This is a genomic window from Nocardia cyriacigeorgica, assembly GCF_029868385.1.
Lineage (GTDB): Bacteria > Actinomycetota > Actinomycetes > Mycobacteriales > Mycobacteriaceae > Nocardia > Nocardia cyriacigeorgica_F.
Genome location: NZ_JARWNX010000064.1, coordinates 453,391 through 474,011, shown reverse-complemented (window position 1 = coordinate 474,011; position 20,621 = coordinate 453,391). Strand labels below are relative to the sequence as shown.

Here is a 20,621-nt window from a genome sequence, read left to right as displayed (position 1 = left end):
CCGAGCCGAGATCGTCCACTACGGCACCGTCGCCGCCATCGACCCCGACTCGTGCGAAGTCCATATCGCCGCCGAATCCCTGGACTGGGCGGCCTTCTGCCTCGTCTCGATCGGAGCACCGTTCACCGTGCACGGACCACCTGAAGCGACCGCCCTCATGCAGGACTGGGGATCCAGGCTCCTCGCCGCCACGCGATCGACCGGCTGCCACCGTTCGATCGACGATCGGGCGTAGATGAGGCCGCTATCCCGAATCGATCTCGGGTCGCGCTCACGGCCAGTGGTTGTGCTGGTGAATATTGACGTCGGTTATCGGTGCATCTGTCCTGTGCCGTTGAATCTGAGCCATCCGCCGGGCTGTGACCTGTGTGGCTCAGATTCAGTGGCAAGGACTCGGAGGTGGGATTGTCACTGCATATGAGCTGAGTTGGAGTTTCTGTGTCACGGGCTGAAGCCTCGGAGTTCGGCGAGGTAGTGCCGCAGCGAGCTGTAGGAGATTTCGGCGTGATGCTGGTCGAGTAGTTGGTTCCAGACGTCTTGGACCGTCGCGTCGGGTGTCGCTTCGAGGATGGCGGCGATGTGCGGAGCGAGGGGTTGGATGCTGGTTCGTTCGCGTGCTCGGTAGTTTTCGCGGGGTGGCGGGGTTTCCAGGGTGAGTGCCGCGCGGACGGTTCGATATCCGACGTTGTGCTTGCGCTGGATCTCGCGGCCGGACAGGCCCTTGTCGGCGTCGCGGCGGATGATGACGTAGAGAGCTTGCTTGATCGATTCGTTGCGCTGCTTGGCTTCTCGCCTGGCCTGGGTTGTGCCCTGCCGTTTGGGACGACGTCGTTCGGCCAGCTCAGGAAACATGCGCATGAGAGCTGGGAGTGTGCGGCCCGAGACCGCGGCGAGCTTGGCTGGTTCGATGCAGCCGGTTCCATATCGGCCCGGCGTGAGGTATCGACGAAGGTAGCTGGGTCGCAGGTGGTTCGCGATGGCCATCCGGATGACGAAGGATTCGGCGGTCTCGCCGGGTTCGGGTCGCAGGTGGACTGGCAGCGGCGCTGCGGCGGTGCCGGGTGTCATGCGGTTTTGCCGTCGCGGCAGACGGAATCGGTGGCGGCGTGGTCGAGGTCGATGGCGTCGAGCATCGCCTTGGTGATCTTCTCAGTGCCGGTGAGGATGGCTTCCAGTGCTGCTTCGCGGATCAGTGCCGAAAGGCTGCCCATCATCCCGTTGGTGCGTTTGTGCAGGTAGCGGTCCAAGTCGACGAGCGTTCCCGGTGAGTGGTTGTGCAGGCGGAGCGTGTTCTCCAGGGTGGCGACAACGGCGCGCCAGTCAGCGGTGTAGGGAAGCCGACGGTGCGGATCATGGTGAATCGGCCAGCGATCTGTTCGCCGCGGGTGCCGGAGAATAAGCCTTCGCGTTCGACGTTGATCCCGGCATAGACGGAGGTTGCCGGGATGCGTTCGGAGAAGTATTTCAAGGCGTCGGAGACCTCGGCCCCGGACTTGGTCGTCAGCGAGATGTTGTGTAGCTCATCGCAGATCACGACGCTGGTGCCGGTGTCGCAGCAGACGCCGCAGACGGCTTCGATGACCTCGGTGAGGTTCTCGCGGTGGGTGACCGACAGGCCGAGGAACCGCGCGAATTCCGCGGCGAGCATCCGTGGTGTCGCAGCCGGCGGGACTGTCACGTAGGGGACCGGGATGCGGGCGCTGCGGTGCGGGTGACGGGCTTGGTCGGCCGCCTCGTGCATCTTGCCGAACTGGGTGATCGCCGTGGTCTTGCCGGTTCCGGCGGCTCCAGACAGGATCATTCCGCGCCGCGCGCTGACCGCGTGCCGGTTGAGCAGGGTCAACCGGCGGCCCTTCTGCGCGACGTTTCTGATCGTGGAGGTCGCGATCACGGTCAACCGGGTGTGGTAGTCGATGCGGGTTTCGTCGTAGTAGCTGCGCTCGGGGTCGCCGAGTCGCTCCCAGTCGATGATGGGCAGCAGTTCCGGGATGGCGGGTTTGTCCCGGGTGAATTGCCGCCAGCCGGTCAACGTGGTCAGCTGGCGGACTGGTTCGGTCACCGGATCGGCCGCGATGCTCACCAGCGTTTCCTCGCTTCCTCGAATGGATCGAACACCCCGAGCGGGATCACCTTCGCCATCGGCTGTTCCGCAGCGGCAGCAGCAGGTGTGGTGTCGTCCTCGGTGTCGTCGGTGTCCGTTGTGGGAGGCCGCAGTTGTCCGCGAGCGGTGGCTTTCGTGCGGCCGACGACCTTGCGGTCGTGGGCGTTGGATTTGCCGGCGCTGGCGGTCGGGCATTGTTCTGCCCGGTCGAGCAGATCGGCGGCGGCTTGGGCGATTTCGGCTTCGGTGGCCTGGTCGTTGCCGCGGCGGGCGAGGATCTCGCGGGCGTGTTGCCAAGCCAGGTCCCCGAACGGTGTCGGGGTGGTCCGCAGGTGTGTCCAGGTGGCGGTGATCCAGCAGGCTGATCCCCAATGCCCTTGCCGCGCTGCGGAAGTTCTGCGACAAGAACACCTTGCCGTGATCGAACACGATCGTCTCCGGCGCGATCACCGGCCGCGCCGCAGCCCCGGCCAACCGTTGGTCGACGTTGGTGAGGCTGCGATGCGGCAGCACCGACCGAGACATCCGCAACGCATCACTCCAGCCGGGGCGGGGGTCAACGCCCGAGCCAGCAGCAACGCGGCGTCGACCGACTTCGTCGACGGCGCCAGCACCAGAGCCGCGATCGACCGCGTCGCCAGATCGACCAACCCGGTCATCTCGACCCGGTCGATCTGGCCATCACCGAGAACCACCCGAACATCCAGCGGCGTGGAGTCGATCTGCATCAGCTCCCCGGGCCGGGCGGCGACCAGCGTCGAGAACGGGCCTTCGGGTTGTTTGGCCAGCGACCGGCGGGTTCGTGCCGACCCGAACGTGTGCTTGGCCTGTGACAACCGTGCGACCAGCCGATAGAACGTGCGCTGCGCGGGCAAGGCGACCACTCCGGGCCCGTGCTCGTCGACCAGCAGCCGTCCGGTGCGCCGCCGCAACCGAGCGACCGTGCCGGTGGAACGGTCGGTCTCCTCGGCGATGGCGCGGGCAACCGCGTCGACCACCCGCGCGTCGATGCGGCCGGCCGGTGACCGTTCCCGGGTCGCGCGCTGATCGACCAGGCCCCAGATCCCGTCGCGTTCGTAGTCCAGACGCCGCCGTTTCAGCGTGCTCCACCCGATCCGGTGCCCGGCCAGCGTCAGCTCCTCGACCTTGGCCAGCTCGCGTTGCCGCAACGACCGCAGTCCAGCGTCATACTCCGGTTTCGGCCGCTGCCCAGGAGCCGGATCGGGAGGCAGACCGGTGAGAACCTCGACGATATGACGTTCCCACCACCGCGCCGCCTCGACCACCTCTGCGGGCAACCCGTCCAGGCCTCGCAGCGGCGCGTTCGGCGTGCTCGACAACGCTTCCAGAGCCTGGCCTGCCAGCAACTCGGGCAACCGCGCGAACGTCGGCGCTCCGGCCGCGTCGACCAGTCGAACCTGCTGGGCGGTCAAGGCTGCGACGGTGAGTGCATCTCCATTCCAGCGGATCTCATCACCGACCCGCAGGATCGTGGCATGTGGAGTCGGCCTGGTCACCGTGGACCCACCAGCGTCGACGGCCCGAGCACCGCCGAGGACAGATCGGTCGACAGTTGATGTGACCACAGCAGATGGAACAACGTCGGCAGCACCATTATCGGATCGCCGACCATGCTCGCTCCCGCCAGCAACTCTGTCGGCTCGGCGAACACTGCGAGCAATTCGGTCGCCAGCCCCGACCGTAAGCACCGGGGGTGCCGGTAGCCCGACAACCAGCGCAGATTCGACGTCAGCACCGCATCTAGGGCTCCGGCCCGGCGGTAGGACCATCCGACGGCGGCGCAAGCCCGGCCGGTCGCATCGAAGGCTTCGGCATCACTGGTCTCGATCCGGTCGTCGGCGCGGACATCGATGACCACCGCACTACCGTTGCGAGTGCGGGCGAACAAGTCGGGTGCATGCCGCCGTGACTGGCCGTCGTCATCTCGCCAGTGGATCCAGAACGGCTGGGCCGCAACCCTGATCACGTCCGGATCGGCGTCCAGGACGATCAGGTGATCCCGCTCGAGCCAGGACTCATGGCCGACATGGTCACCTGTCGTGGCCATCCACCACCACCCGGAAAGTTGGTCTGACCACGATAGGAGGCGAACTGCCGGACGGGCTGCACCGCTCGAACGATGTGTTCCAGCACTCCGCCAACACTGCCCTCGGGACCTCACCCCGAGCGTGGGCTGTACTCGATGACGAACGCACCCACATCGCCGAGCTCGGACCCCGACCACGCCGTCACGAAACCTAAATCCAGCTCCCACCAACCGATGTCGAGCCCCGCCAAGACGGCCCAACAGTAGTGGCAGACATGGCCGGTTGGCTCAGTTTCAGTGGCAATAGTCCATCTTCACTGGCAACGGACAATTTCGACGTCACTCGGGGCCGATCCGGGGCGGGTTGTATCCGTGAATTTCGACGTCACCCCGGTCGGCGTGTCCGGTCGCTGGGCGTGTCAGAAAGGCGGCGTGGAGGTCGTGGGCAGGGATCTCGAGGCCGCCCAGCAGGGCGGCGAACCGGTTCAGGTCGCGTAGGTCGGTGAGTGTGTAGCCGTCTGCGCCGACGAAGGTATGGAAGGAATGCGCGACGACCAGGTCGCTGTCGGCTGAGTGAGACCACGGTCTCATACAATTCTCACGAAAGTGAGAAACATTACCTGCGAAGTAATCGACTCGATGATCTTGTGCGTCAACAATGAAGGAGCACACGATGAACGGGAGATTCTAATGCCTTACTTCGACTCGCATGACGGCACTCGCCTGCACTACCAGGATTGGGGCAGCGGCCGGCCGGCGGTTTTCATGGCTGGTGCATGGTTGAGCGGCAGTTCATGGGAACTGCAGATGCTGCCGCTGTCTCGGCAGGGTTTGCGGTGTCTGTCCTATGACCGGCGTGGGCATGGGAAGTCGGATTGGGCCGGGCACGGATACGACTTCGACACGCTGTCAGACGATCTCGCTGCGTTCCTGGAGCATCTGGATCTGCGGGACGTCGTCGTGGTCGCACACTCGATGGGTGGCGGCGAACTCGTCCGATACTTGACCCGGCACGGTAGCGAACGGATCGAACGGATCGCTTTGATCTCGTCCACACTGCCGTTCCCGGCTCAGGCGGCCGACAACCCGGACGGCGTTCCGAAGGACGTGGTCGACATGGTGAATGCGGTCCGGGCCGCCGACCGGCCGCTGTGGATGGAACAGAACGCGCAGGCATTTTTCGCCACTCATCTGGGCAATCAAGTCTCCTCCGCCCGCATCGCATGGATGCAGCAGCAGTGCATGGACTGTTCACTGCTGGCCTCCGACGAGCTTCTGGAGTCCGTCTTCACCACCGATTTCCGGTCCGAGCTCCGCGATATCGCGGTGCCCACCCTGATCATTCATGGTGACGCCGATGCCTCCGCGCCCATTGAAATCTGCGGCCGCAAGACCAGGGATCTCGTCCCGGACAACATCTACAAGGAATACCCGGCCACCGGCCACGGCATCTTCATCAGCCATGCCGAACAGCTCAACGCCGATATCATGGACTTCATCAAGTCCTGAGGCACGGCGAGACCCGAAGAGAGGTGGCTGGCTTGGCCATGAGGGTGTTGGTGTGGTCATGGGGGGGGTTGTGCCTTCGGGTGCTGGCCCGTGTTCAGGCGCGCCGGGGTGCTGTCGTATTTCGCCGATAGAATGCTGGTCAGGGCACGATTTCTAGTGACTGCTGAGCATCGGTGAATACTGTCTGCGGTTGTGGATCAAGAAGGCCCTCGAGCAGTCGCCGTCGGAGACCGTGTCGGCCTCGCCGGGCCTGTCGAACGCCGAGCGTGACGAGCTGGCGAGGTTGCGCAAAGAGAACCGGGACCTCAAGCAAACCAACGAGATCCTCAAGCACGCATCAGCTTTTTTCGCGCGGGGACTCGACCCGCGACTCCGCTGATCGTCGGATTCATCGACGAATACCGCCAGGTCTTCGGCGTCGAGTCGATCTGCCGCGCGCTGTCTGTGCACGGGGTGCAGATCGCGCCCAGGACCTACCGCAAGGCCCGCCGCCGACCGGCCTCGGCACGTGATGTCGCCGACGCCTATGTCGAGAACACCTTGCGTGGGCTCGACGGTGCACCCGAGCAGCTCTACGGGCGCCGGAAGATGACACGCTGGTTGCGTCGTCAGGGCCATGACGTGGCGTTCTGCACCGTGGACCGGATCATGCGCGAGCTCAGGCTCAACGGCGCCGTCAGAGGCCGGCAACATCGGACCACGATCCCGGCCAAAGACGGTATCCGCGCCGGTGACCGGCTCAACCGCGACTTCACCGCGACCGCGCCGAACCAAGTGTGGGTGGCCGATTTCACCTATGTTTCGACCTGGACGGGGTGGGCGTATGCGGCGTTCGTGTTCGACGCCTACTCCCGCGCGATCGTCGGCTGGAACATCTCGGCGTCGAAAACGGCACCGTTGGTGTCCAAGGCAGTCAACATGGCCGTGTGGCGGCGTGACCATTACGGGCATCCCGTCGAGCCCGGACTGATTCATCATTCCGATGCGGGGTCGCAATATGTTTCAGTGAACTTCACTGACTCCCTTGCACTGCAAGGCATTTCGCCGTCGATCGGGTCGGTCGGGGATGCCTACGACAATTCACTTGACCGGTCCAGGATAACGCGACCACCCGGTTTCAGAGTCGGATCGTTGTGATCGGTGTTCAGTTGATGTCGCAGCCCACCGGGTGGTGGGTGTGGGTGCAGGCCGCAGCGTACTCGGCCGGGGTGCGGTAGCTCAGCGCCGAATGCCGGTGCCGGTGGTTGTGCTCGTGCTTGAAGTCCGCGATCACCACCCGGGCTTCGAGCAGGCTGGTCCAGTGGTTGCGGTTCAGGCACTCCACGCGCAGGCGCCGGTTGAACGATTCCACGAAGCCGTTGTTCCACGGGGTGCCCGGCGGAATATAGGAGATCCCGACCCGATCCTCGCAAAACGATTGCAATGCTGCGGAAATCATTTCCGGCCCGTTGTCCAGGCGCAGCACTTTCGGTGCGCCGTGGACGGTGAAGACCCGCTCAAGCTCGGCGACCAGGCGCTGGCCGGTGATCGAGCGCTCGACCAGGTGCAACAGTGATTCGCGGGTGTGCTCGTCGATCATCGAAGCGATCTTCACTACCCGCCCGTCGACGGTAAAATCGAACTGGAAATCCAGCGCCCAACCACCTTCGGCGCATCCGCATCCACCGTCGGCACCGACGAGGCACCAGCCCGTTTACGTGGGTGATGGATGCGCACCTGCAAGCCTTCTTCCCGCCAGAGCCGGTGGACTTTCTTGATGTTCGTCCGGTGGCCTTCGTCGAACCGCAGCGCCGCCCAGGCCCGGCGGAACCCGGGACACGGGTTCTTGGCCGCATAGCTGCGCAGCCAGGCCCGCGTCCCGGCATCGGGGTCTGGCGGTGTTTCCGCGGCCGGCAACCGGCGATATGTTGACCGAGCAAGCCCAACAACCTTGCACGCGAACCGCTCCGACATGCCCATGACCTCCCCGAGCATGTCCACCGCGCGTCGCTTGGCCGCTGGGCCTAGAATTTTCCCTTCGAAATCTCGCGCAGGGCGTCTTTCTCCAGCTCCGCATCGGCCAGCAGCCGCTTCAAACGGGCGTTCTGTTCCCGCAGCTCCCTGAGCTCGCGGGCGGCGTCGGTGTCCATACCGCCGTACTGGCGGCGCCAGTCATACAGTGTCGCCGCCGAGACTCCCAGGTCAGCGGCGATCTGCTCGCCGGTCAAGCCCTCCGCGGCCAGTTCATCGGCGCGCCGCAGCTTGCGCACGATGTCCTCCGCGGAATGCCGCTTGCGTCCAGCCATGGTCCCTATCGTCCCTCCTGGCCTTGATCAGGGCCAACAGGACTCTAATTCCGGCCGGTCGCATTCACGGGGATCAGGTCACACTCGCCGAATCGATCATCGCCTGTTCAAGACCGAGGTCGTACGCCGACACGGCCCGTTCAAGACCATATCCGAGGTCGAGTACGCGCTGATGGAATGGTGCGACTGGTACAACAACGCGCGCCTGCATTCCCGGCTCGGCTACCTCACCCCGGCCGAGTACGAAGCCGACTACTACGCTCAACTATCGCCACGCCGACCGGCGCTGGCCTGAAACCTGAAGCCGGTCCCTTACCCGTGACGGTTCAGGGGTCGCCGGTGGTAAAGCGCCCGGCGCCTGGGTCGTAGACACGATGGAAGTTGCAGTGTAGTCCGGTTTCGTCGTCATGCAATTGACCAGCTAGGCGTAATGGGGTGCCGATACGGCCATTCCAAGATGCATTTCCCCATAGGTCAGCACTAGCTGCCCCTTCTGTAGCCGCTGTCCTAGGGTTGATGATTTCGGTAGGGGTGCCAACAAGGTCGGTTATGACCGCAAAGAGCTCTGTATCAGCGGTTCCTCTACCGGATGCTTGAGCGATCGGGATATGGGTTTCGACCAGGTATTGCCAACGCGTGCTGGTGTTATCTCTGCGCTGCTCGCTGAGTTGAGTTCCATCCCAGATGTAGCCAACCCAATCGATGATGCGGCCATTATCGGCGAAGCGCTGTTTGGTTGTCCGACGTCCGAAGGGCATCGTAGGTGTACCGCCACCACTGCCGATCCGGCGTGTAAACATCCGTGAGCTGGTCAAACGCGTTGTAGCGGTAGTGCCATACGTCTGCCTTGTGGGATAGGCGGGTGGTGGTTTTGCGGATGAGGCGGCCGGCGGGGTCGTAGTGGTACTGGTGGCGGCCGTCTCGGATCAGGAGGTTGTTGCGGTACTCGCGACGGGTGTTTGCGGGTGAGTGTTGGCGGGGTGCAGCGGGGTTGGGTGGGATGCCGGGAGGGGTGGGGAATCCTTGATCCGGGTATGGGTGCGCTGGTGCCGTCGGTTGGCCCGCTGGCCCCGGTCTGGTGGCGCCCGGGGTGACTACTCCGCCGGAGGTGATGTTGCTGAGCCGGCCGTAGGTGTATTGCTCGGCGAGAGACCCGTTTCGGGTGATGGCGGTGATTCGCCCGATGGGGTCGAGGGTGTATTCGCGGTGGTCGGGGGTGGCGTTGGGGTGGGTGGTGGTGTGGGAGGTCAGGTAGCCGTCGGGGCGCCAGGTGTAGTCGTCGCGGCGGAGGAGGGGTGAATCAACCGACTCGAACAACGTGACACCGGAATACCACTCGGTCGAATCCTCACGCACAGCGATCAACGGATTCGACGCCGTATCCGTCACCGCCCAACCCCCGAACCCGCCGCACCCCGCACGACCGCCGACACCGCCTCACCCACGCCGGGCACGCCGATCACCGCGACACCCCGCTACCAGCCGCCGTCACCGCCGCCGCGTTCGCCACATCCGCCGCGGCGAACGAATCCGCCGCCGAACGCAGCTTGCCCGCATCCTCCGACAACGCCGTCAACGCCGTCTCCAACGCCGTGATCCCCTCGGTCTCCACCGAATCCACAAACAACGGCGGCAAAAACGCACACAACTTCCCGAACGCATCCGACGGCGCCGACACCGCCCTCGCCGCCTCCAACGCCTGCCCCATCGGCTCGAGCAGACCGTCCACGTTCCCGGCGTGAACCCGCAAATCCTCCGGCTCCACCCGCACCGGCTGCGCATCAGTCATCGTCGTCCCCCCAATCGAGCATTGCTGACGCTCGGCGTCCAGCGTCAGCGCATTGTCAGAATGCTACCGGGGTGAGCGGGATCTGTACGTGCCTGCGGACGGCCCCGGGTTGGATGGATGTTCGGACAAGGTAGCCGTTGCCTATTTGACCTCGACGTTAGTTGAGGTTCTAGCGTGGCTCGCAGTTGATCACTGTGGATGGGAGCACGCGCATGATTCTCGTAACGGGAGCCACCGGAAACGTCGGAACCGCTCTGCTGAAGGAATTGCACACGCAGGGCATCGCCCAGGTAGGAGCGCTGACGCGCGACGCTTCTCGGGCCGAATTCCCCGAAGGCGTACAGGTATTCGAAGGCGACTTCACCGATCTCACTTCGCTGAAGCCCGCCCTGGACGGCGTGCGTTCGATGTTCCTGTTGCCGCGCATGGGGTCTGATGCCGACATCATCGATGCCGCTCGGCAGGCGGGTGTCGAGCACGTGGTGCTGGTGTCGTCGATCACCGTGTCGACGCACCCTCATCTGGGTCCTGCTGCCGAAAACCGTGCGGTGGAGCGGCTGCTCGAAGACAGCGGGATGGGCTGGACGATGCTGCGGCCGACGCAGTTCGCCTCGAACACGCTGATGTGGGCGCAGGCGATTCAGGAACACCGATCGGTGGAGATTCCGTACGCCGATATCGGGCTGCCCACGATCCACCCCGCCGATATCGCCTCGGTGGCTCGGGTGGCGCTCACCGAACCCGGGCATCAGGGGCAGCGGTATGCGTTGACCGGGCCGGAGTTGGTGACGGCGCGGCAGCAGGTCGCGGCCATCGGCGCGGCGCTCGGCCGGGACGTGCCCGTTACCGAGATCAGCCGGGAGCAGGCTCGGGCCGGGATGGTGGCGGTGTTCGGGGAGGATGCGGCGGATGCGGTGCTCGATCTGACCGGGGGTGACGTCAATGCCGAACTGCTCGCGGTGCGCGATACCGTCGAACGGATCACCGGCTCTCCCGCCAGGCCGTTCCATCAGTGGGTCGCGGAGAATATCGAGGCGTTCCGCTGATCGTCTCCTCGCCTCGCGGAGACGCTCGATCGGGCAGTTCACCGACGTTTCGAGCGCAAGAAGGTTCGAATCCGCGCTCCGATACCACCTTTCCGGTCGGGCAGCGGGAATCCCACGTACTCGGCGAACCCGGTGATATCGGAGTGTGTGGAGGTTTTCGGCCGTCCACGCGCCCACGCGACGAACCTCTGCTCGAAATCGGGACCGGCCGAATGGGCGAGCATCGGATTATGGCGGGCCAGGATGCCTGCGCGTTTGCGAAGAAGGGCGGTCTCGGCGGCGCGGAGGGCTTCGTCGTCGAAACCTGGAGGGGTGGCGGCTCCCGCGACCAAGGCGCGCACCAGAGCTGCCTGCTGGTCGGCGAGTGCTTGAACGGCGGCGGTTGACACCGCCTCTGTCGTGCCCCTCGAAGCGAGGTGATCGGCTGGTGGAACACCCTGTCCAACAACGGGTTCAGGATAAGGCAGCCGATCGGCTTCGAGTCCGCCTCGACCACCCGGCTGTGCACCCCTCGCGGTCACGATCGTCCGCCGATCAGCCGGGCGGTGCGGGCGCGGGCCGTGATGGGTGCGCGGGCGGCGGCGTTGGCGATGGCATCCAATTCGTCGAGGAGTTCGTCCGCCGGCGGATAGTTGCCGTCGCGTTCGAGCATCAGGGGCGCGGGACGGGTCGCGGTGAATTCGGCGACCAGTGCCAGCACTTCGGTGGGCACCGGATGCTGGTGGGTGTCGTGATAGTGGCCGCCGGATTCGGTGCCGCCCGCGATATGGCAGTAGGCGAGGCGGTCGGTGGGCAGGCGGCTCAGTTCGGCGAGCGGGTCGAGGCCGCGATTGCGGGCATTGGCGTAGACATTGGCGATATCGATCAACAGGTACACGCCGGTGCGTTCGACCAGCCCGGTAAGGAATTCCGATTCGGTGAATTCCGCATCGGGCCAGTCGAACAGCGCGGCGATGTTCTCCACCGCGAGCGGCACCGGCAGACCATCCTGCGTGCGGTTGATATTGCGGGTCAGCACCTCCAGCGCCGTGCGGGTTCGCGGCACCGGCAGCAGATGCCCGGCCTCGAGTCCACCGGCGCGCACGAATGCGACATGCTCACTCACCAGCGGTGCGGACATCCGGTTCGCACAGTCCGCGAGCTGGGCGATCCGCTGCCGGTCCACCGGATCGGCGCCGCCGAGCGACAATGTGACACCGTGCGGCACAATGACGGTCCCCCGCATACGCAGCGCTTCCAACTCGGGTGGTACGGCGGCGGGCGACAGCGATTCGGCGATCACCTCACAGAAACCGAGCCCGTCGAGCTGGTCGATCAGCCCGCAGATCTCGGGCCGCCAGCCGATGCCGAGCGCGCCGTCGGGCAGCAGACCGTTCACGATCTCATCCGCCGCAACCACCGCAGCCGCCACAACCGCCGCCGCCGCAGCCACCGCCGTCACCGCCACCACCGTCGCCGCCGCTGCTACCACCGTCACCGCCGGTCGGCGGCTGCACCGCCTGCGCGAGACCGGGATCGAGCACCGTCAGCGCGGCGGCGCCGAAGACCGCGACCGCCACCGCGGCCGCGGCGACGCCATAGGTGATGTACGCGGGCGAGTTCGACGGACGCAGATGCGCGTTGTCGGTGAGGGCGCGCGCCTTGGCGGACTCACCGCGCGAGGTCAGCGGATCGGGGGTCATCACCCACCATCCGGCGAAGGCCAGCACCAGCAGGCACGGCACCAGGAACCCCGACGGGTTGCCCGCGATGATCCCGGCGATGAAACGGACCAGCCCGAGGATGCCGACGATCAGGATCGGCATTCCGGCATCGCGCGCCTCGCGCCGATCCACCTCACCGGTGAGGTAGCCGCGCTCGACCATCGAGGTGCGCAGATCCCGCACCGGTCCGGCGGCGGCCTTGGTGATATCGGCGATCGTCTGCTTCTTCTGGCCGAGCGCGTCGTAGATCGCGCTGGTGAACCAGTCGAGCTGGACGCGATCCGCCGGTGTGGGGGTGCGGGTCGGGTTCGCCTCGGAATCGATCAGGTCGTGGCTGCGCAGCAGGGTGACCGCCGTGGTGACGGCGCGGTCCTCGCCGAACAGCATCGCGGTCTCGGGCGCGGTCAGCTTCTCCAGCGATACGCCGTCGTCGGGGGCCTCCCCGTGGGTGTACTTGCGCTGGAGGTAGAGCCCCGCCGCGATGGCAAGCACCGCGACCGGGATGTACACCAGCAGGAAGTCGCCGCCGGAGATGCCCCAGGTCTCCCCCGCCGCAACCACATCGGGTGTGAACCGCTGTGTGAATGTCATATCCGAGCCTCCGCCCTGCGATCGCGTTGCGTCCAGTATCCGGGCGAATGGGACGCAGCGCCACGATGTTTCGATCCACCGGTCCGGGCAGCCATGGCGGGATGTGGTGCGGCCGACCGCGCCATCACCCTCATTTCGCACCTCCGACCAGCATCGACGTTGCGTCGAGTATTCAAGAGCGCGGCGCGCTATGCCACCACCATCCGGTGGCGCAACGGCGAAAACCTCGTGACCGGCGGGTTCTCAACCCAGCCAGTCGAGCACCGACGCCGCGGTCCAGGACTGCTGCATACTGCCGAGCGGTTCCGCCGTGAAGGGTTCGTAGTATTCGGCGAAACTGCCGTCGCTGGCCTGTCGCAGACCCTCGGTGCGCAGCATGTAGGAGCGTTCGGCCCAGCCGCGACGGGCGAAGGACCAGGAGAACAGCCAGGTCATCACCGGCCAGACCGGCCCGCGCCAGTATTCGCGCGGCCGGAAATCCTTGGACACCGGCGAGGTCGACGGCGGCAGGGCGTAACGCAGATCGGGGTGGCCGCAGAAGCGCGGGCCCTCGAACGAACGGATCAGGGCGCGTTCGGCGTCACGCTCGAGCCCACCACACAGCAGCGGTGCGAACATCGACAGCGTCTCGGTGGTGATCCAGCGCTGCAACCGCACATCGAAATCCCGCGCCGCACCGGTGCGTTCATCGGCGGAGGCGACGACGCCGGAACGGAACAATTTCGCCCACCGGTACAGATCGCGCACATCGGCGTTGGGCTGGCGGTAATCCTCGCCGATATGCGCGAGCACCTCGCAGGCCATGGCGAAGATGGCGGAGACGAACACGTCCTCCACGGCGAAACTCATCGACGAGGTGAGCTGGTAGTCGTCGTATCCGGCGCGCCGCATCTGTTCGACCAGCCACAGATAGCGGTCGTATTCGCGATCGGAGGGCCGCTGGCTCGGATCGGCGACGACCAGCACGTCCGCGCGCCGATACGGCGGCAGATCCTCGGGCACCACATTGGCGTAGGCCCGATCCCAACGCGGCGAATTGTCCATCCCGGATTCCCACCCGTGATAGATCGTGATCCGGCCGTTCTCCTTGGGGTCGCGGGCATGGGCGAGCCAGCGATGCCAACGCACCAGATCGGGCCAGCGCCGATTCAGGAACTCCTCGGCCACCGCGCGGGTGCTGCGGCCGTGCCTGCGGGAATGGTCGAGAATGCGCTGCACCGCGATGGCGTGCACGGGCGGCTGGGTGATACCGGAGGTGTCGGGGCCGTCCGGCGCGTTCGCGGCCAGCCTACGGCATTCCCATCTGGCCGGGCCGGGAAAATAGCCGTCCACCCCATTGGCGAAGACGATGTGCGGGATCATCCCGTTCTTCCATTGCGCCGACAGCAACGTATCGAGTTCGATCACCGCCCGCTCCACGCTCAGCGGCGCCAACCCGACCGCGACGAAGGCGGCGTCCCAGCTCCACATGTGCGGATACAGCCGGGGCGCGGCGCTGGTCATCGTCCCCAGGTCGTTGCCCCGCAGCAGATAGGCCGCGCGGGCGGCGAGCTGCGTCGGGGTGAAACCGGGATGCACCATACCCCTATTCTGCGGGCTGACCGGCAGAAACGCTTGTCGAGGGGCAGGTGTTACGGGCCGGTGAGCGTGGCGTTTCGGTGGTGTCACCGGTAGGGGCGGCAGACGGACACGGCGCCGATGCGGCAAGGCTTCTACCGCGAGGGCATGCGGGTGGGTGCAAGCTCATGGGTCCGGCGGTCGGAGCTGGTGTCGAGGTCGATGCGCAGGGTGTGGTGGGTACCAGCGGGCCGAGCAGGTGCCAGCGGCGTCGGCTCCGGCAACTACTGCACGGAACCGACGCCGCACGCTCAGTACTGCTGCGGCTGACGCTGGATCGCGCTGGCGCCGATCGAACCGAGCAGCGTGATGATGCACAGACCGGCGATCAGGTTGATCACCGCGGTGGCGATCTTCGCATCCAGATCCGCGACCAGGGTGAACGGCAGCAGCACCGCGAGCGCGGTGAGCAGGCCGGTGATCCAGTAGTAGAACTGCATCGGGCTCGGCATGAACGCCAGCAGCAGATTCAGCAGTCCGGTGGCGGCGATCGCGGCGGCGGCACCGGCCAGCGCATAGGACGTGGTCGAGACCGTGCCGTAGGCGCCTGCCCCTTCGGGTGAGAGCACCGAGATCTTCAGGATTCCGCGGACCAGCATGATCGCGACGACAATGACCAGCGCGACCACCACCGCAGTGCCGATACCGCCCGCCCAGAGTCTGCCAAGATTGATCTGCGGCATCTGGCGTTGCGGTTCCTGCCCGTACTGCTGCTGTTCCTGCCCGTACTGCTGCGGCTGCTGCGAGTACTGGCTGTACTGGTTCTGCGTGTACGGCTGGGTGTACGGCTGTTGGTGCGGGTCTTCCCGCCCGTAGTTGTGCGACGGATCCGTCATAGGGCGAAACTACCCCGCTCGGGGCGGGGTGCATATCCGAATGGGAGTCGGGCCTGTCGTCCGGACCGGATAGCGTTGGCCCCATGACCACTGCCCCCGCCTCGAACTCGGACCGCCCGACAGCCTTGATCACCGGCGCCGCCAGGGGTTTGGGGGCGGCCATCGCCCGTGCCCTCGCGCCGACCCATGATCTGCTGCTCGGCGCGCGATCGGCGGAGTCGCTCGGTCCCATCCTCGGCGAACTGCCCGGCTCGACCGGTCTGCCGGTCCAGCTCACCGATTATCCGGCGGTCGCCGAGGCCGTCGCCCCGATCGAACGGCTGGATGTGCTCGTGCACAACGCCGGTATTGCCGACCTCGGCACCATCGCCGAATCCTCGGTGCAGCAGTGGCGGACGACCATGGATGCCAACGTCATCGCGGTCGCCGAACTGACCCGCCTGCTGCTGCCCGCGCTGCGCGCCGCGAACGGGCATGTGGTGCTGATCAATTCCGGGGCCGGACTGCGCGCCAACGCGGGCTGGGCCTCGTATGCGGCGAGCAAGTTCGCGCTGCGTGCGTTCGGTGACGCCCTGCGCCTGGAGGAACCCGAGCTACGCGTCACCTCCATCCACCCCGGCCGCATCGACACCGATATGCAGCGCGAGATCGTCGCGGGCGAGGGCCGCGAGTACCGCCCGGAGGAATTCCTCACCGCCGAAACCGTCGCGAGCGCCGTCCGCAACGCCGTCGAGACCCCGCGCGACGCTCATCCGACGGAGATCATCCTGCGCCCGATCGCGCGGTGATTCAGCGGCGCGGTTGCGTCTGTGCGGTCCACTGCCGTCCGTCGAACCAACGCAGCAGGCGCGGGTCGGCGTGATCGGGATACCAGCCGGGTGCCATCGCGTTCGGCGGCGGGCTCACCGGGCGTGAGCCCGAGCCCGAGGCCTTGATCAGGGCGAAAACGAAGGCCGCGACTCCGATGATCATCGTGAGAAGTACCAGCAGGATGAATATGTGCGAAATGCTCAATGTTCCCATCCGGCAAGTATTTCGTGCGACGTCGCGATGCTCGACGGCCGGAGGTTCGAGGCATCTCGGGCTACCCGCTGAATCACCGCGTCCGCCGGTGCGGCGGAACCGTCGGCGGTGCGCGGCCCCGCTCGCGGTTATGCCGAGCTTCTGGTCGTCTGCGCTGTCGGCGTGGATTTCCTGTCGGGTCACCTCGGGCGTGGTTGTCCGGACCACGATGGGCCGCCGATGGTCGCGGCGAACACCCGGATGGTTCGCGTGGCGATCCCGTGAAAACTGGCCGGACGACGGTAGAGTCTGCGCTGCATCACAGCACGTCAGCATGGGTTTTCCGGTAGCACGGTTCGGTATACGAGCGGGGTTGCGCAATGGACAGACGCCAGTTGTTGTCGATGTTGGCCGCCGGGACCGCGGTGGCGTTGACCGGGTGCACCAGCGCGGCGCAGGGTGAGCCCGTGGTGGCGGGGATGCCGGAGGTGCCGGTGCCCGCGCCGGTGCCGCCGCCGCTCTTGCCACCACCGCCGGGTGGACCGAGGACACCGATCCCGCCCGCGACCATCACCGCGCTGCCCGGACCGGGGAGCAGTATGGCGCTCACCGTCGACGATGGCGCGAGCGCCGAAGTCGTGGGCGCCTACATCAGATTCGCCAAGGACACCGGCGCCCGGTTCACCTTCTTCGTCACCGCCTACTACGAATCCTGGGCAGCCCACCGAGACGAACTGCGTCCGCTGGTCGATTCCGGGCAGATCCAGCTCGGCAACCACACCTGGGATCACGCCGACCTGACCGCCGGTTCCGCATCAGCGGCCGCGTCGCAGCTCGAGCGCTGTAAGACGTTCCTGTGGAACACCTTCGGTGTCGATGGCACGCCCTACTATCGTCCACCATTCGGTCGGCACAACACCACCGTCGACGCCATCGCCGCCGAACTCGGCTACACCATTCCGGTCATGTGGTACGGCTCGCTGTCGGATTCCGGTCTGATCACCGAGGCATACCTGATGGAATGCGCGCGTAAGTATTTCAACCCGCAGACCATCGTCATCGGGCATGCGAACTTCCCGCCCGTCACCCGCTGCTACGGGCAACTTGTGGACATCATCCGCGAGCGCAACCTGTCGCTGGTGACACTGGACGACGTCTTGCAAGTCCAGGCCTGAGCACAGTCCGGTCAGGGAACGATGTTCACCATCCGGCCCGGCACCACGATGATCTTGCGCGGCGCGTTGCCCTCGAGCAGCGCCGCGATCTTCTCATCGGCCAACGCTGCCGCCTCGATCGACGCCTGATCGGCGTCGGCGGGCACCTGAATCCGGCTGCGCACCTTGCCCTTCACCTGGATCGGGTACTCCACCGACTCATCGACCAGCAGCGCGGGATCGGCGATCGGGAACGGACCGTGCGCCAGGGCTGCGGTGTGGCCGAGGCGCTCCCACAGCTCCTCGGTGATGTGCGGGGCCAGCGGGGCCAGCATCAGCACCACCGGTTCCACCACCGAGCGCGGCGCACCGTCCGGGTAGGCCTTGGTGAGGTGGTTGGTCAGCTCGATCAGCTTGGCGCCCGCGGTGTTGTCGCGCAGGGCCGCGAGATCCTCGTCGACGCCCGCGATCGTCTTGTGCAGCAGACGCAGCGTCTCATCGGCGGGCGCGGCGTCGGTGACGCGCACAGCGCCGGACTCCTCGTCCACCACCAGACGCCACACGCGCTGCAAGAAACGATGCGCTCCGACAACGTCTTTGGTCGCCCACGGCCGCGACGTATCCAGCGGACCCATCGACATCTCGTAGAAACGGAAGGTGTCGGCGCCGTACTGATCGCAGATCTCATCCGGCGAGATGGCGTTCTTCAGCGACTTGCCGATCTTGCCGTACTCCTGGTTCACCTCGACCTCGGCGCCGGAAGCGTCGGTCCAGAAGAACTTGCCGTCACGCTCGACCACCTCGGCCGCGGGCACGTACGCGCCACGGGCGTCGGTGTAGGCGTAGGCCTGGATGTAGCCCTGGTTGAACAGGCGGCGGTACGGCTCGCAACTGGTGACCTCACCCAGGTCGTAGAGCACCTTCTGCCAGAACCGCGCGTACAGCAGATGCAGCACGGCATGCTCCACACCGCCGACGTACAGATCGACGCCGCCCGGATCGTCGGGGCCGTGGCCCTCGGTGCGCGGGCCGAGCCAGTACTGCTCGTTCTCCTTGGCGCAGAACGCTTCCTGATTGGTCGGATCGGCGTAGCGCACCTGATACCACGAGCTGCCCGCCCAGTTCGGCATGACATTGGTGTCGCGGCGGTACTTCTTCGGGCCGTCACCCAGATCGAGTTCGACGTGCACCCAGTCGGTGGCCTTGGCCAGCGGCGGCGACGGTTCGGAATCGGCGTCGTCGGGGTCGAAGGTGACCGGGGCGAAATCGTCCAGCTCCGGAAGCTGCACGGGCAGCATGGATTCCGGCAGCGCGTGCGGGGCGCCGTCTTCGTCGTAGACGATGGGGAACGGTTCACCCCAGTACCGCTGCCGGGCGAACAGCCAGTCACGCAGTTTGTACTGCACGGTGCCGGTGCCGTGACCGTCGGCTTCCAGGCGGCCGATGACGGTGGCCTTGGCCTCGTCGACGCTGAGCCCGTTCAGATAATCGGAATTCACCAGGGCACCGTCGCCGGAGTAGGCGGCCTCGGTGACGTCGCCACCGGAGATCACCTCAACGATCGGCAGACCGAACGCGGTCGCGAACTCCCAGTCGCGCTGATCGTGGCCGGGGACAGCCATGATCGCGCCGGTGCCGTACCCGCTGAGCACATAGTCGGCGACAAAGATCGGCACCTGCGCGCCGTTGACCGGGTTGGTGGCGTAGCTGCCGAGGAAGACGCCGGTCTTCTCCTTGTTCTCCTGCCGCTCCAGATCCGATTTCGCGGCGATGGCCTTGCGGTAACCGGCCACCGCGTCGGCGGGAGTGGCGGCACCACCATTGGTCCAGCGCGGGTCGACGCCCTCGGGCCACGCGGCGGCGGTCAGCCGATCGACCAGCTCGTGCTCGGGCGCGAGCACCACATAGGTGGCGCCGAACAGGGTGTCCGGACGGGTCGTGAAGACCTCCAGCTCATGACCGTCGGCCGCGAACCGCACCTGGGCGCCGCGCGAACGTCCGATCCAATTGCGCTGCATGGCCTTGACGTTCTCCGGCCAGTCCAGCCGATCCAGATCGTCGACCAGCCGGTCGGAGTAGGAGGTGATCCGCATCATCCACTGCCACAGGCGCTTACGGAACACCGGGAAATTGCCGCGCTCGCTGCGCCCCTCGGCGGTGACCTCCTCGTTGGACAGCACCGTGCCGAGACCGGGGCACCAGTTGACCACCGAATCCGTTTGATACACCAGACGATAGGAGTCGATCAGGGCGCGACGCTCGGCGGCCGACAGCTCGGCCCAGGTCTTGTCGTCCGGGACCGCACGCGCACCGGAGGCGAACTGCTCTTCCAGTTCCGCGATCGGGCGGGCCCGGTCCAATTCCTGGTCGTACCAGGCGTTGTAGATGCGCAGGAAGATCCACTGCGTCCACTTGTAGTACTCGGGATCGGTGGTCGCGAACGAGCGGCGACGATCGTGCCCGAGCCCGAGCCGGTCCAGCTGGCCCTGCATGGTCGCGATATTGGTCTCGGTGGTGTTGCGCGGATGCGCGCCGGTCTGCACCGCGTACTGCTCGGCGGGCAGGCCGAAGGCGTCATAGCCCAGCGCGTGCAGCACATTGCGGCCATGCATACGGTGATAGCGGGCGAACACGTCGGTGGCGATATAGCCGAGCGGGTGTCCCACATGCAGGCCCGCGCCGGACGGGTACGGGAACATGTCCTGCACGAACAGTTTGTCCGGCGGAGTGGGACCGGCCAGCGGGCCGACCGGGTTCGGCGCGTGGAAGGTGCCGCGCTCGGTCCAGATCTGCTGCCAGCGGCGTTCGATCCGGCCGGCGAGTTCGGCGGTGTAGCGGTGCGCAGGTGCGTCATCGGTCGCGGCGGTCTGCCCGGCCGCAGGGTCGGTTGCACGAATGTCCTGCACGGTCCTGCCTTCTTTGCTCGCCGATCGGGAGAAAT

The 20,621-nt window shown here is 66.1% G+C and carries 22 protein-coding genes, 3 pseudogenes and 1 other annotated feature; of the genes and pseudogenes, 9 read left to right on the top strand and 16 right to left on the bottom strand.

Annotation, left to right across the window (positions count from 1 at the left end; genetic code table 11):
• Positions 1 to 235, top strand: a pseudogene (locus QH168_RS27570) (hypothetical protein); the annotation flags it as partial.
• A gap of 206 nt (positions 236 to 441) precedes the next feature.
• Here QH168_RS27570 and QH168_RS27565 read toward each other — a convergent pair.
• From QH168_RS27565 to QH168_RS27545, 5 genes and pseudogenes are all read right to left on the bottom strand, one after another.
• Complete coding sequence (locus tag QH168_RS27565; RefSeq protein WP_280468908.1) at positions 442 to 1,068, bottom strand: TniQ family protein; 627 nt, start codon at positions 1,066 to 1,068, stop codon at positions 442 to 444.
• Complete coding sequence (locus tag QH168_RS27560; protein ID WP_280468906.1) at positions 1,065 to 1,247, bottom strand: hypothetical protein; 183 nt, start codon at positions 1,245 to 1,247, stop codon at positions 1,065 to 1,067. The genes QH168_RS27565 and QH168_RS27560 overlap by 4 nt, the downstream gene beginning before the upstream one ends.
• A complete protein-coding gene (locus QH168_RS27555) occupies positions 1,211 to 1,801 on the bottom strand; it encodes an ATP-binding protein (protein ID WP_280468950.1) in 591 nt (196 codons plus the stop codon). The genes QH168_RS27560 and QH168_RS27555 overlap by 37 nt, the downstream gene beginning before the upstream one ends.
• 606 nt (positions 1,802 to 2,407) lie before the next feature.
• Positions 2,408 to 3,477, bottom strand: a pseudogene (locus tag QH168_RS27550) (integrase); the annotation flags it as partial.
• A 137-nt stretch (positions 3,478 to 3,614) separates the two neighbouring features.
• Positions 3,615 to 4,169 carry a TnsA-like heteromeric transposase endonuclease subunit gene (locus tag QH168_RS27545; RefSeq protein ID WP_280468904.1) on the bottom strand — a complete coding sequence of 185 codons (555 nt, stop codon included), beginning with the start codon at positions 4,167 to 4,169 and terminating at the stop codon, positions 3,615 to 3,617.
• Between the two features lie 351 nt (positions 4,170 to 4,520).
• Between QH168_RS27545 and QH168_RS27540 the strand changes: the two genes are divergently transcribed.
• The 4 genes from QH168_RS27540 to QH168_RS27525 all read left to right on the top strand — a co-directional run bounded on the left by QH168_RS27540 (position 4,521) and on the right by QH168_RS27525 (position 6,794).
• Positions 4,521 to 4,646, top strand: a complete 126-nt coding sequence (locus QH168_RS27540) for a hypothetical protein (RefSeq protein ID WP_280468903.1) — start codon at positions 4,521 to 4,523, stop codon at positions 4,644 to 4,646.
• Positions 4,647 to 4,838: 192 nt separating this feature from the next.
• The gene (locus QH168_RS27535) at positions 4,839 to 5,657 is read left to right on the top strand and encodes an alpha/beta fold hydrolase (protein ID WP_280468901.1); all 819 of its coding nucleotides are present in this window, start codon (positions 4,839 to 4,841) and stop codon (positions 5,655 to 5,657) included.
• Between the two features lie 190 nt (positions 5,658 to 5,847).
• Positions 5,848 to 6,036, top strand: a complete 189-nt coding sequence (locus tag QH168_RS27530; protein WP_280468899.1) for a hypothetical protein — start codon at positions 5,848 to 5,850, stop codon at positions 6,034 to 6,036.
• Positions 5,994 to 6,794: an IS3 family transposase gene (locus QH168_RS27525; RefSeq protein WP_348537620.1), complete on the top strand. Its 801-nt coding sequence runs from the start codon at positions 5,994 to 5,996 to the stop codon at positions 6,792 to 6,794. The genes QH168_RS27530 and QH168_RS27525 overlap by 43 nt, the downstream gene beginning before the upstream one ends.
• Positions 5,997 to 6,125, top strand: a sequence feature (AL1L pseudoknot). Its footprint overlaps the gene before it by 129 nt.
• A gap of 7 nt (positions 6,795 to 6,801) precedes the next feature.
• Here the strand turns inward: QH168_RS27525 and QH168_RS27520 are convergent.
• A pseudogene (locus QH168_RS27520) lies at positions 6,802 to 7,942 on the bottom strand (IS3 family transposase).
• Here QH168_RS27520 and QH168_RS27515 point away from each other — a divergent pair.
• Positions 7,908 to 8,237, top strand: a complete 330-nt coding sequence (locus QH168_RS27515) for an IS3 family transposase (protein WP_348537618.1) — start codon at positions 7,908 to 7,910, stop codon at positions 8,235 to 8,237. The pseudogene QH168_RS27520 and the gene QH168_RS27515 overlap by 35 nt on opposite strands.
• Before the next feature lie 31 nt (positions 8,238 to 8,268).
• On the opposite strand, the gene QH168_RS27765 is transcribed toward QH168_RS27515, so the two are convergent.
• The 3 genes from QH168_RS27765 to QH168_RS27505 form a co-directional block, all read right to left on the bottom strand.
• Positions 8,269 to 8,700 (bottom strand): RHS repeat-associated core domain-containing protein, encoded by a 432-nt coding sequence (locus QH168_RS27765; RefSeq protein ID WP_432421181.1) that lies wholly within the window; start codon positions 8,698 to 8,700, stop codon positions 8,269 to 8,271.
• Positions 8,657 to 9,331: a hypothetical protein gene (locus tag QH168_RS27510; protein ID WP_280468896.1), complete on the bottom strand. Its 675-nt coding sequence runs from the start codon at positions 9,329 to 9,331 to the stop codon at positions 8,657 to 8,659. Before QH168_RS27510 ends, QH168_RS27765 begins: the two co-directional genes overlap by 44 nt.
• A gap of 70 nt (positions 9,332 to 9,401) precedes the next feature.
• Complete coding sequence (locus QH168_RS27505) at positions 9,402 to 9,731, bottom strand: type VII secretion target (RefSeq protein ID WP_280468895.1); 330 nt, start codon at positions 9,729 to 9,731, stop codon at positions 9,402 to 9,404.
• A gap of 212 nt (positions 9,732 to 9,943) precedes the next feature.
• Between QH168_RS27505 and QH168_RS27500 the strand changes: the two genes are divergently transcribed.
• A complete protein-coding gene (locus tag QH168_RS27500; RefSeq protein ID WP_280468894.1) occupies positions 9,944 to 10,777 on the top strand; it encodes an NAD(P)H-binding protein in 834 nt (277 codons plus the stop codon).
• Between the two features lie 38 nt (positions 10,778 to 10,815).
• Here QH168_RS27500 and QH168_RS27495 read toward each other — a convergent pair whose 3' ends face one another.
• The 5 genes from QH168_RS27495 to QH168_RS27475 all read right to left on the bottom strand — a co-directional run bounded on the left by QH168_RS27495 (position 10,816) and on the right by QH168_RS27475 (position 15,524).
• Positions 10,816 to 11,166, bottom strand: a complete 351-nt coding sequence (locus tag QH168_RS27495; protein ID WP_280468893.1) for a hypothetical protein — start codon at positions 11,164 to 11,166, stop codon at positions 10,816 to 10,818.
• Between the two features lie 128 nt (positions 11,167 to 11,294).
• A complete protein-coding gene (locus tag QH168_RS27490) occupies positions 11,295 to 12,155 on the bottom strand; it encodes a DUF692 domain-containing protein (protein ID WP_280468947.1) in 861 nt (286 codons plus the stop codon).
• A gap of 4 nt (positions 12,156 to 12,159) precedes the next feature.
• Positions 12,160 to 13,071, bottom strand: a complete 912-nt coding sequence (locus QH168_RS27485; protein ID WP_280468892.1) for a TIGR04222 domain-containing membrane protein — start codon at positions 13,069 to 13,071, stop codon at positions 12,160 to 12,162.
• Between the two features lie 243 nt (positions 13,072 to 13,314).
• Positions 13,315 to 14,652 (bottom strand): glucosylglycerate hydrolase, encoded by a 1,338-nt coding sequence (gene ggh / locus QH168_RS27480; RefSeq protein WP_280468891.1) that lies wholly within the window; start codon positions 14,650 to 14,652, stop codon positions 13,315 to 13,317.
• A gap of 287 nt (positions 14,653 to 14,939) precedes the next feature.
• On the bottom strand, positions 14,940 to 15,524 hold the full coding sequence (locus QH168_RS27475; protein ID WP_280468890.1) for a DUF6069 family protein: 585 nt from the start codon (positions 15,522 to 15,524) through the stop codon (positions 14,940 to 14,942).
• A gap of 83 nt (positions 15,525 to 15,607) precedes the next feature.
• Between QH168_RS27475 and QH168_RS27470 the strand changes: the two genes are divergently transcribed.
• A complete protein-coding gene (locus QH168_RS27470; RefSeq protein ID WP_280468889.1) occupies positions 15,608 to 16,312 on the top strand; it encodes an SDR family oxidoreductase in 705 nt (234 codons plus the stop codon).
• 1 nt (position 16,313) lies between these two features.
• Here QH168_RS27470 and QH168_RS27465 read toward each other — a convergent pair whose 3' ends face one another.
• Entirely contained in the window at positions 16,314 to 16,547 is a 234-nt protein-coding gene (locus tag QH168_RS27465) for a DUF2510 domain-containing protein (RefSeq protein ID WP_280468887.1), read from the bottom strand.
• 359 nt (positions 16,548 to 16,906) lie between these two features.
• On the opposite strand from QH168_RS27465, the gene QH168_RS27460 reads away from it, so the two are divergent.
• On the top strand, positions 16,907 to 17,701 hold the full coding sequence (locus QH168_RS27460) for a polysaccharide deacetylase family protein (protein WP_280468885.1): 795 nt from the start codon (positions 16,907 to 16,909) through the stop codon (positions 17,699 to 17,701).
• An 11-nt stretch (positions 17,702 to 17,712) separates the two neighbouring features.
• On the opposite strand, the gene leuS is transcribed toward QH168_RS27460, so the two are convergent.
• Positions 17,713 to 20,586, bottom strand: coding sequence for a leucine--tRNA ligase (gene leuS, locus QH168_RS27455; protein WP_432421180.1), 2,874 nt, complete (start codon positions 20,584 to 20,586; stop codon positions 17,713 to 17,715).
• Between the last annotated feature and the right edge of the window lie 35 nt (positions 20,587 to 20,621).

Coding starts and splice junctions, on each gene's coding strand:
- QH168_RS27500 (WP_280468894.1), top strand. CDS start 9,944: ATGATTCTCGTAACGGGAGCCACCGGAAACGTCGGAACCGCTCTGCTG.
- QH168_RS27465 (WP_280468887.1), bottom strand. CDS start 16,547: ATGGGAACATTGAGCATTTCGCACATATTCATCCTGCTGGTACTTCTC.
- QH168_RS27470 (WP_280468889.1), top strand. CDS start 15,608: ATGACCACTGCCCCCGCCTCGAACTCGGACCGCCCGACAGCCTTGATC.
- QH168_RS27535 (WP_280468901.1), top strand. CDS start 4,839: ATGCCTTACTTCGACTCGCATGACGGCACTCGCCTGCACTACCAGGAT.
- QH168_RS27485 (WP_280468892.1), bottom strand. CDS start 13,071: ATGACATTCACACAGCGGTTCACACCCGATGTGGTTGCGGCGGGGGAG.
- QH168_RS27765 (WP_432421181.1), bottom strand. CDS start 8,700: ATGCCCTTCGGACGTCGGACAACCAAACAGCGCTTCGCCGATAATGGC.
- QH168_RS27505 (WP_280468895.1), bottom strand. CDS start 9,731: ATGACTGATGCGCAGCCGGTGCGGGTGGAGCCGGAGGATTTGCGGGTT.
- QH168_RS27555 (WP_280468950.1), bottom strand. CDS start 1,801: ATGATCCTGTCTGGAGCCGCCGGAACCGGCAAGACCACGGCGATCACC.
- QH168_RS27545 (WP_280468904.1), bottom strand. CDS start 4,169: ATGGCCACGACAGGTGACCATGTCGGCCATGAGTCCTGGCTCGAGCGG.
- QH168_RS27515 (WP_348537618.1), top strand. CDS start 7,908: ATGTCCTCCGCGGAATGCCGCTTGCGTCCAGCCATGGTCCCTATCGTC.
- ggh (WP_280468891.1), bottom strand. CDS start 14,652: ATGGTGCATCCCGGTTTCACCCCGACGCAGCTCGCCGCCCGCGCGGCC.
- QH168_RS27460 (WP_280468885.1), top strand. CDS start 16,907: ATGGACAGACGCCAGTTGTTGTCGATGTTGGCCGCCGGGACCGCGGTG.
- QH168_RS27565 (WP_280468908.1), bottom strand. CDS start 1,068: ATGACACCCGGCACCGCCGCAGCGCCGCTGCCAGTCCACCTGCGACCC.
- QH168_RS27475 (WP_280468890.1), bottom strand. CDS start 15,524: ATGACGGATCCGTCGCACAACTACGGGCGGGAAGACCCGCACCAACAG.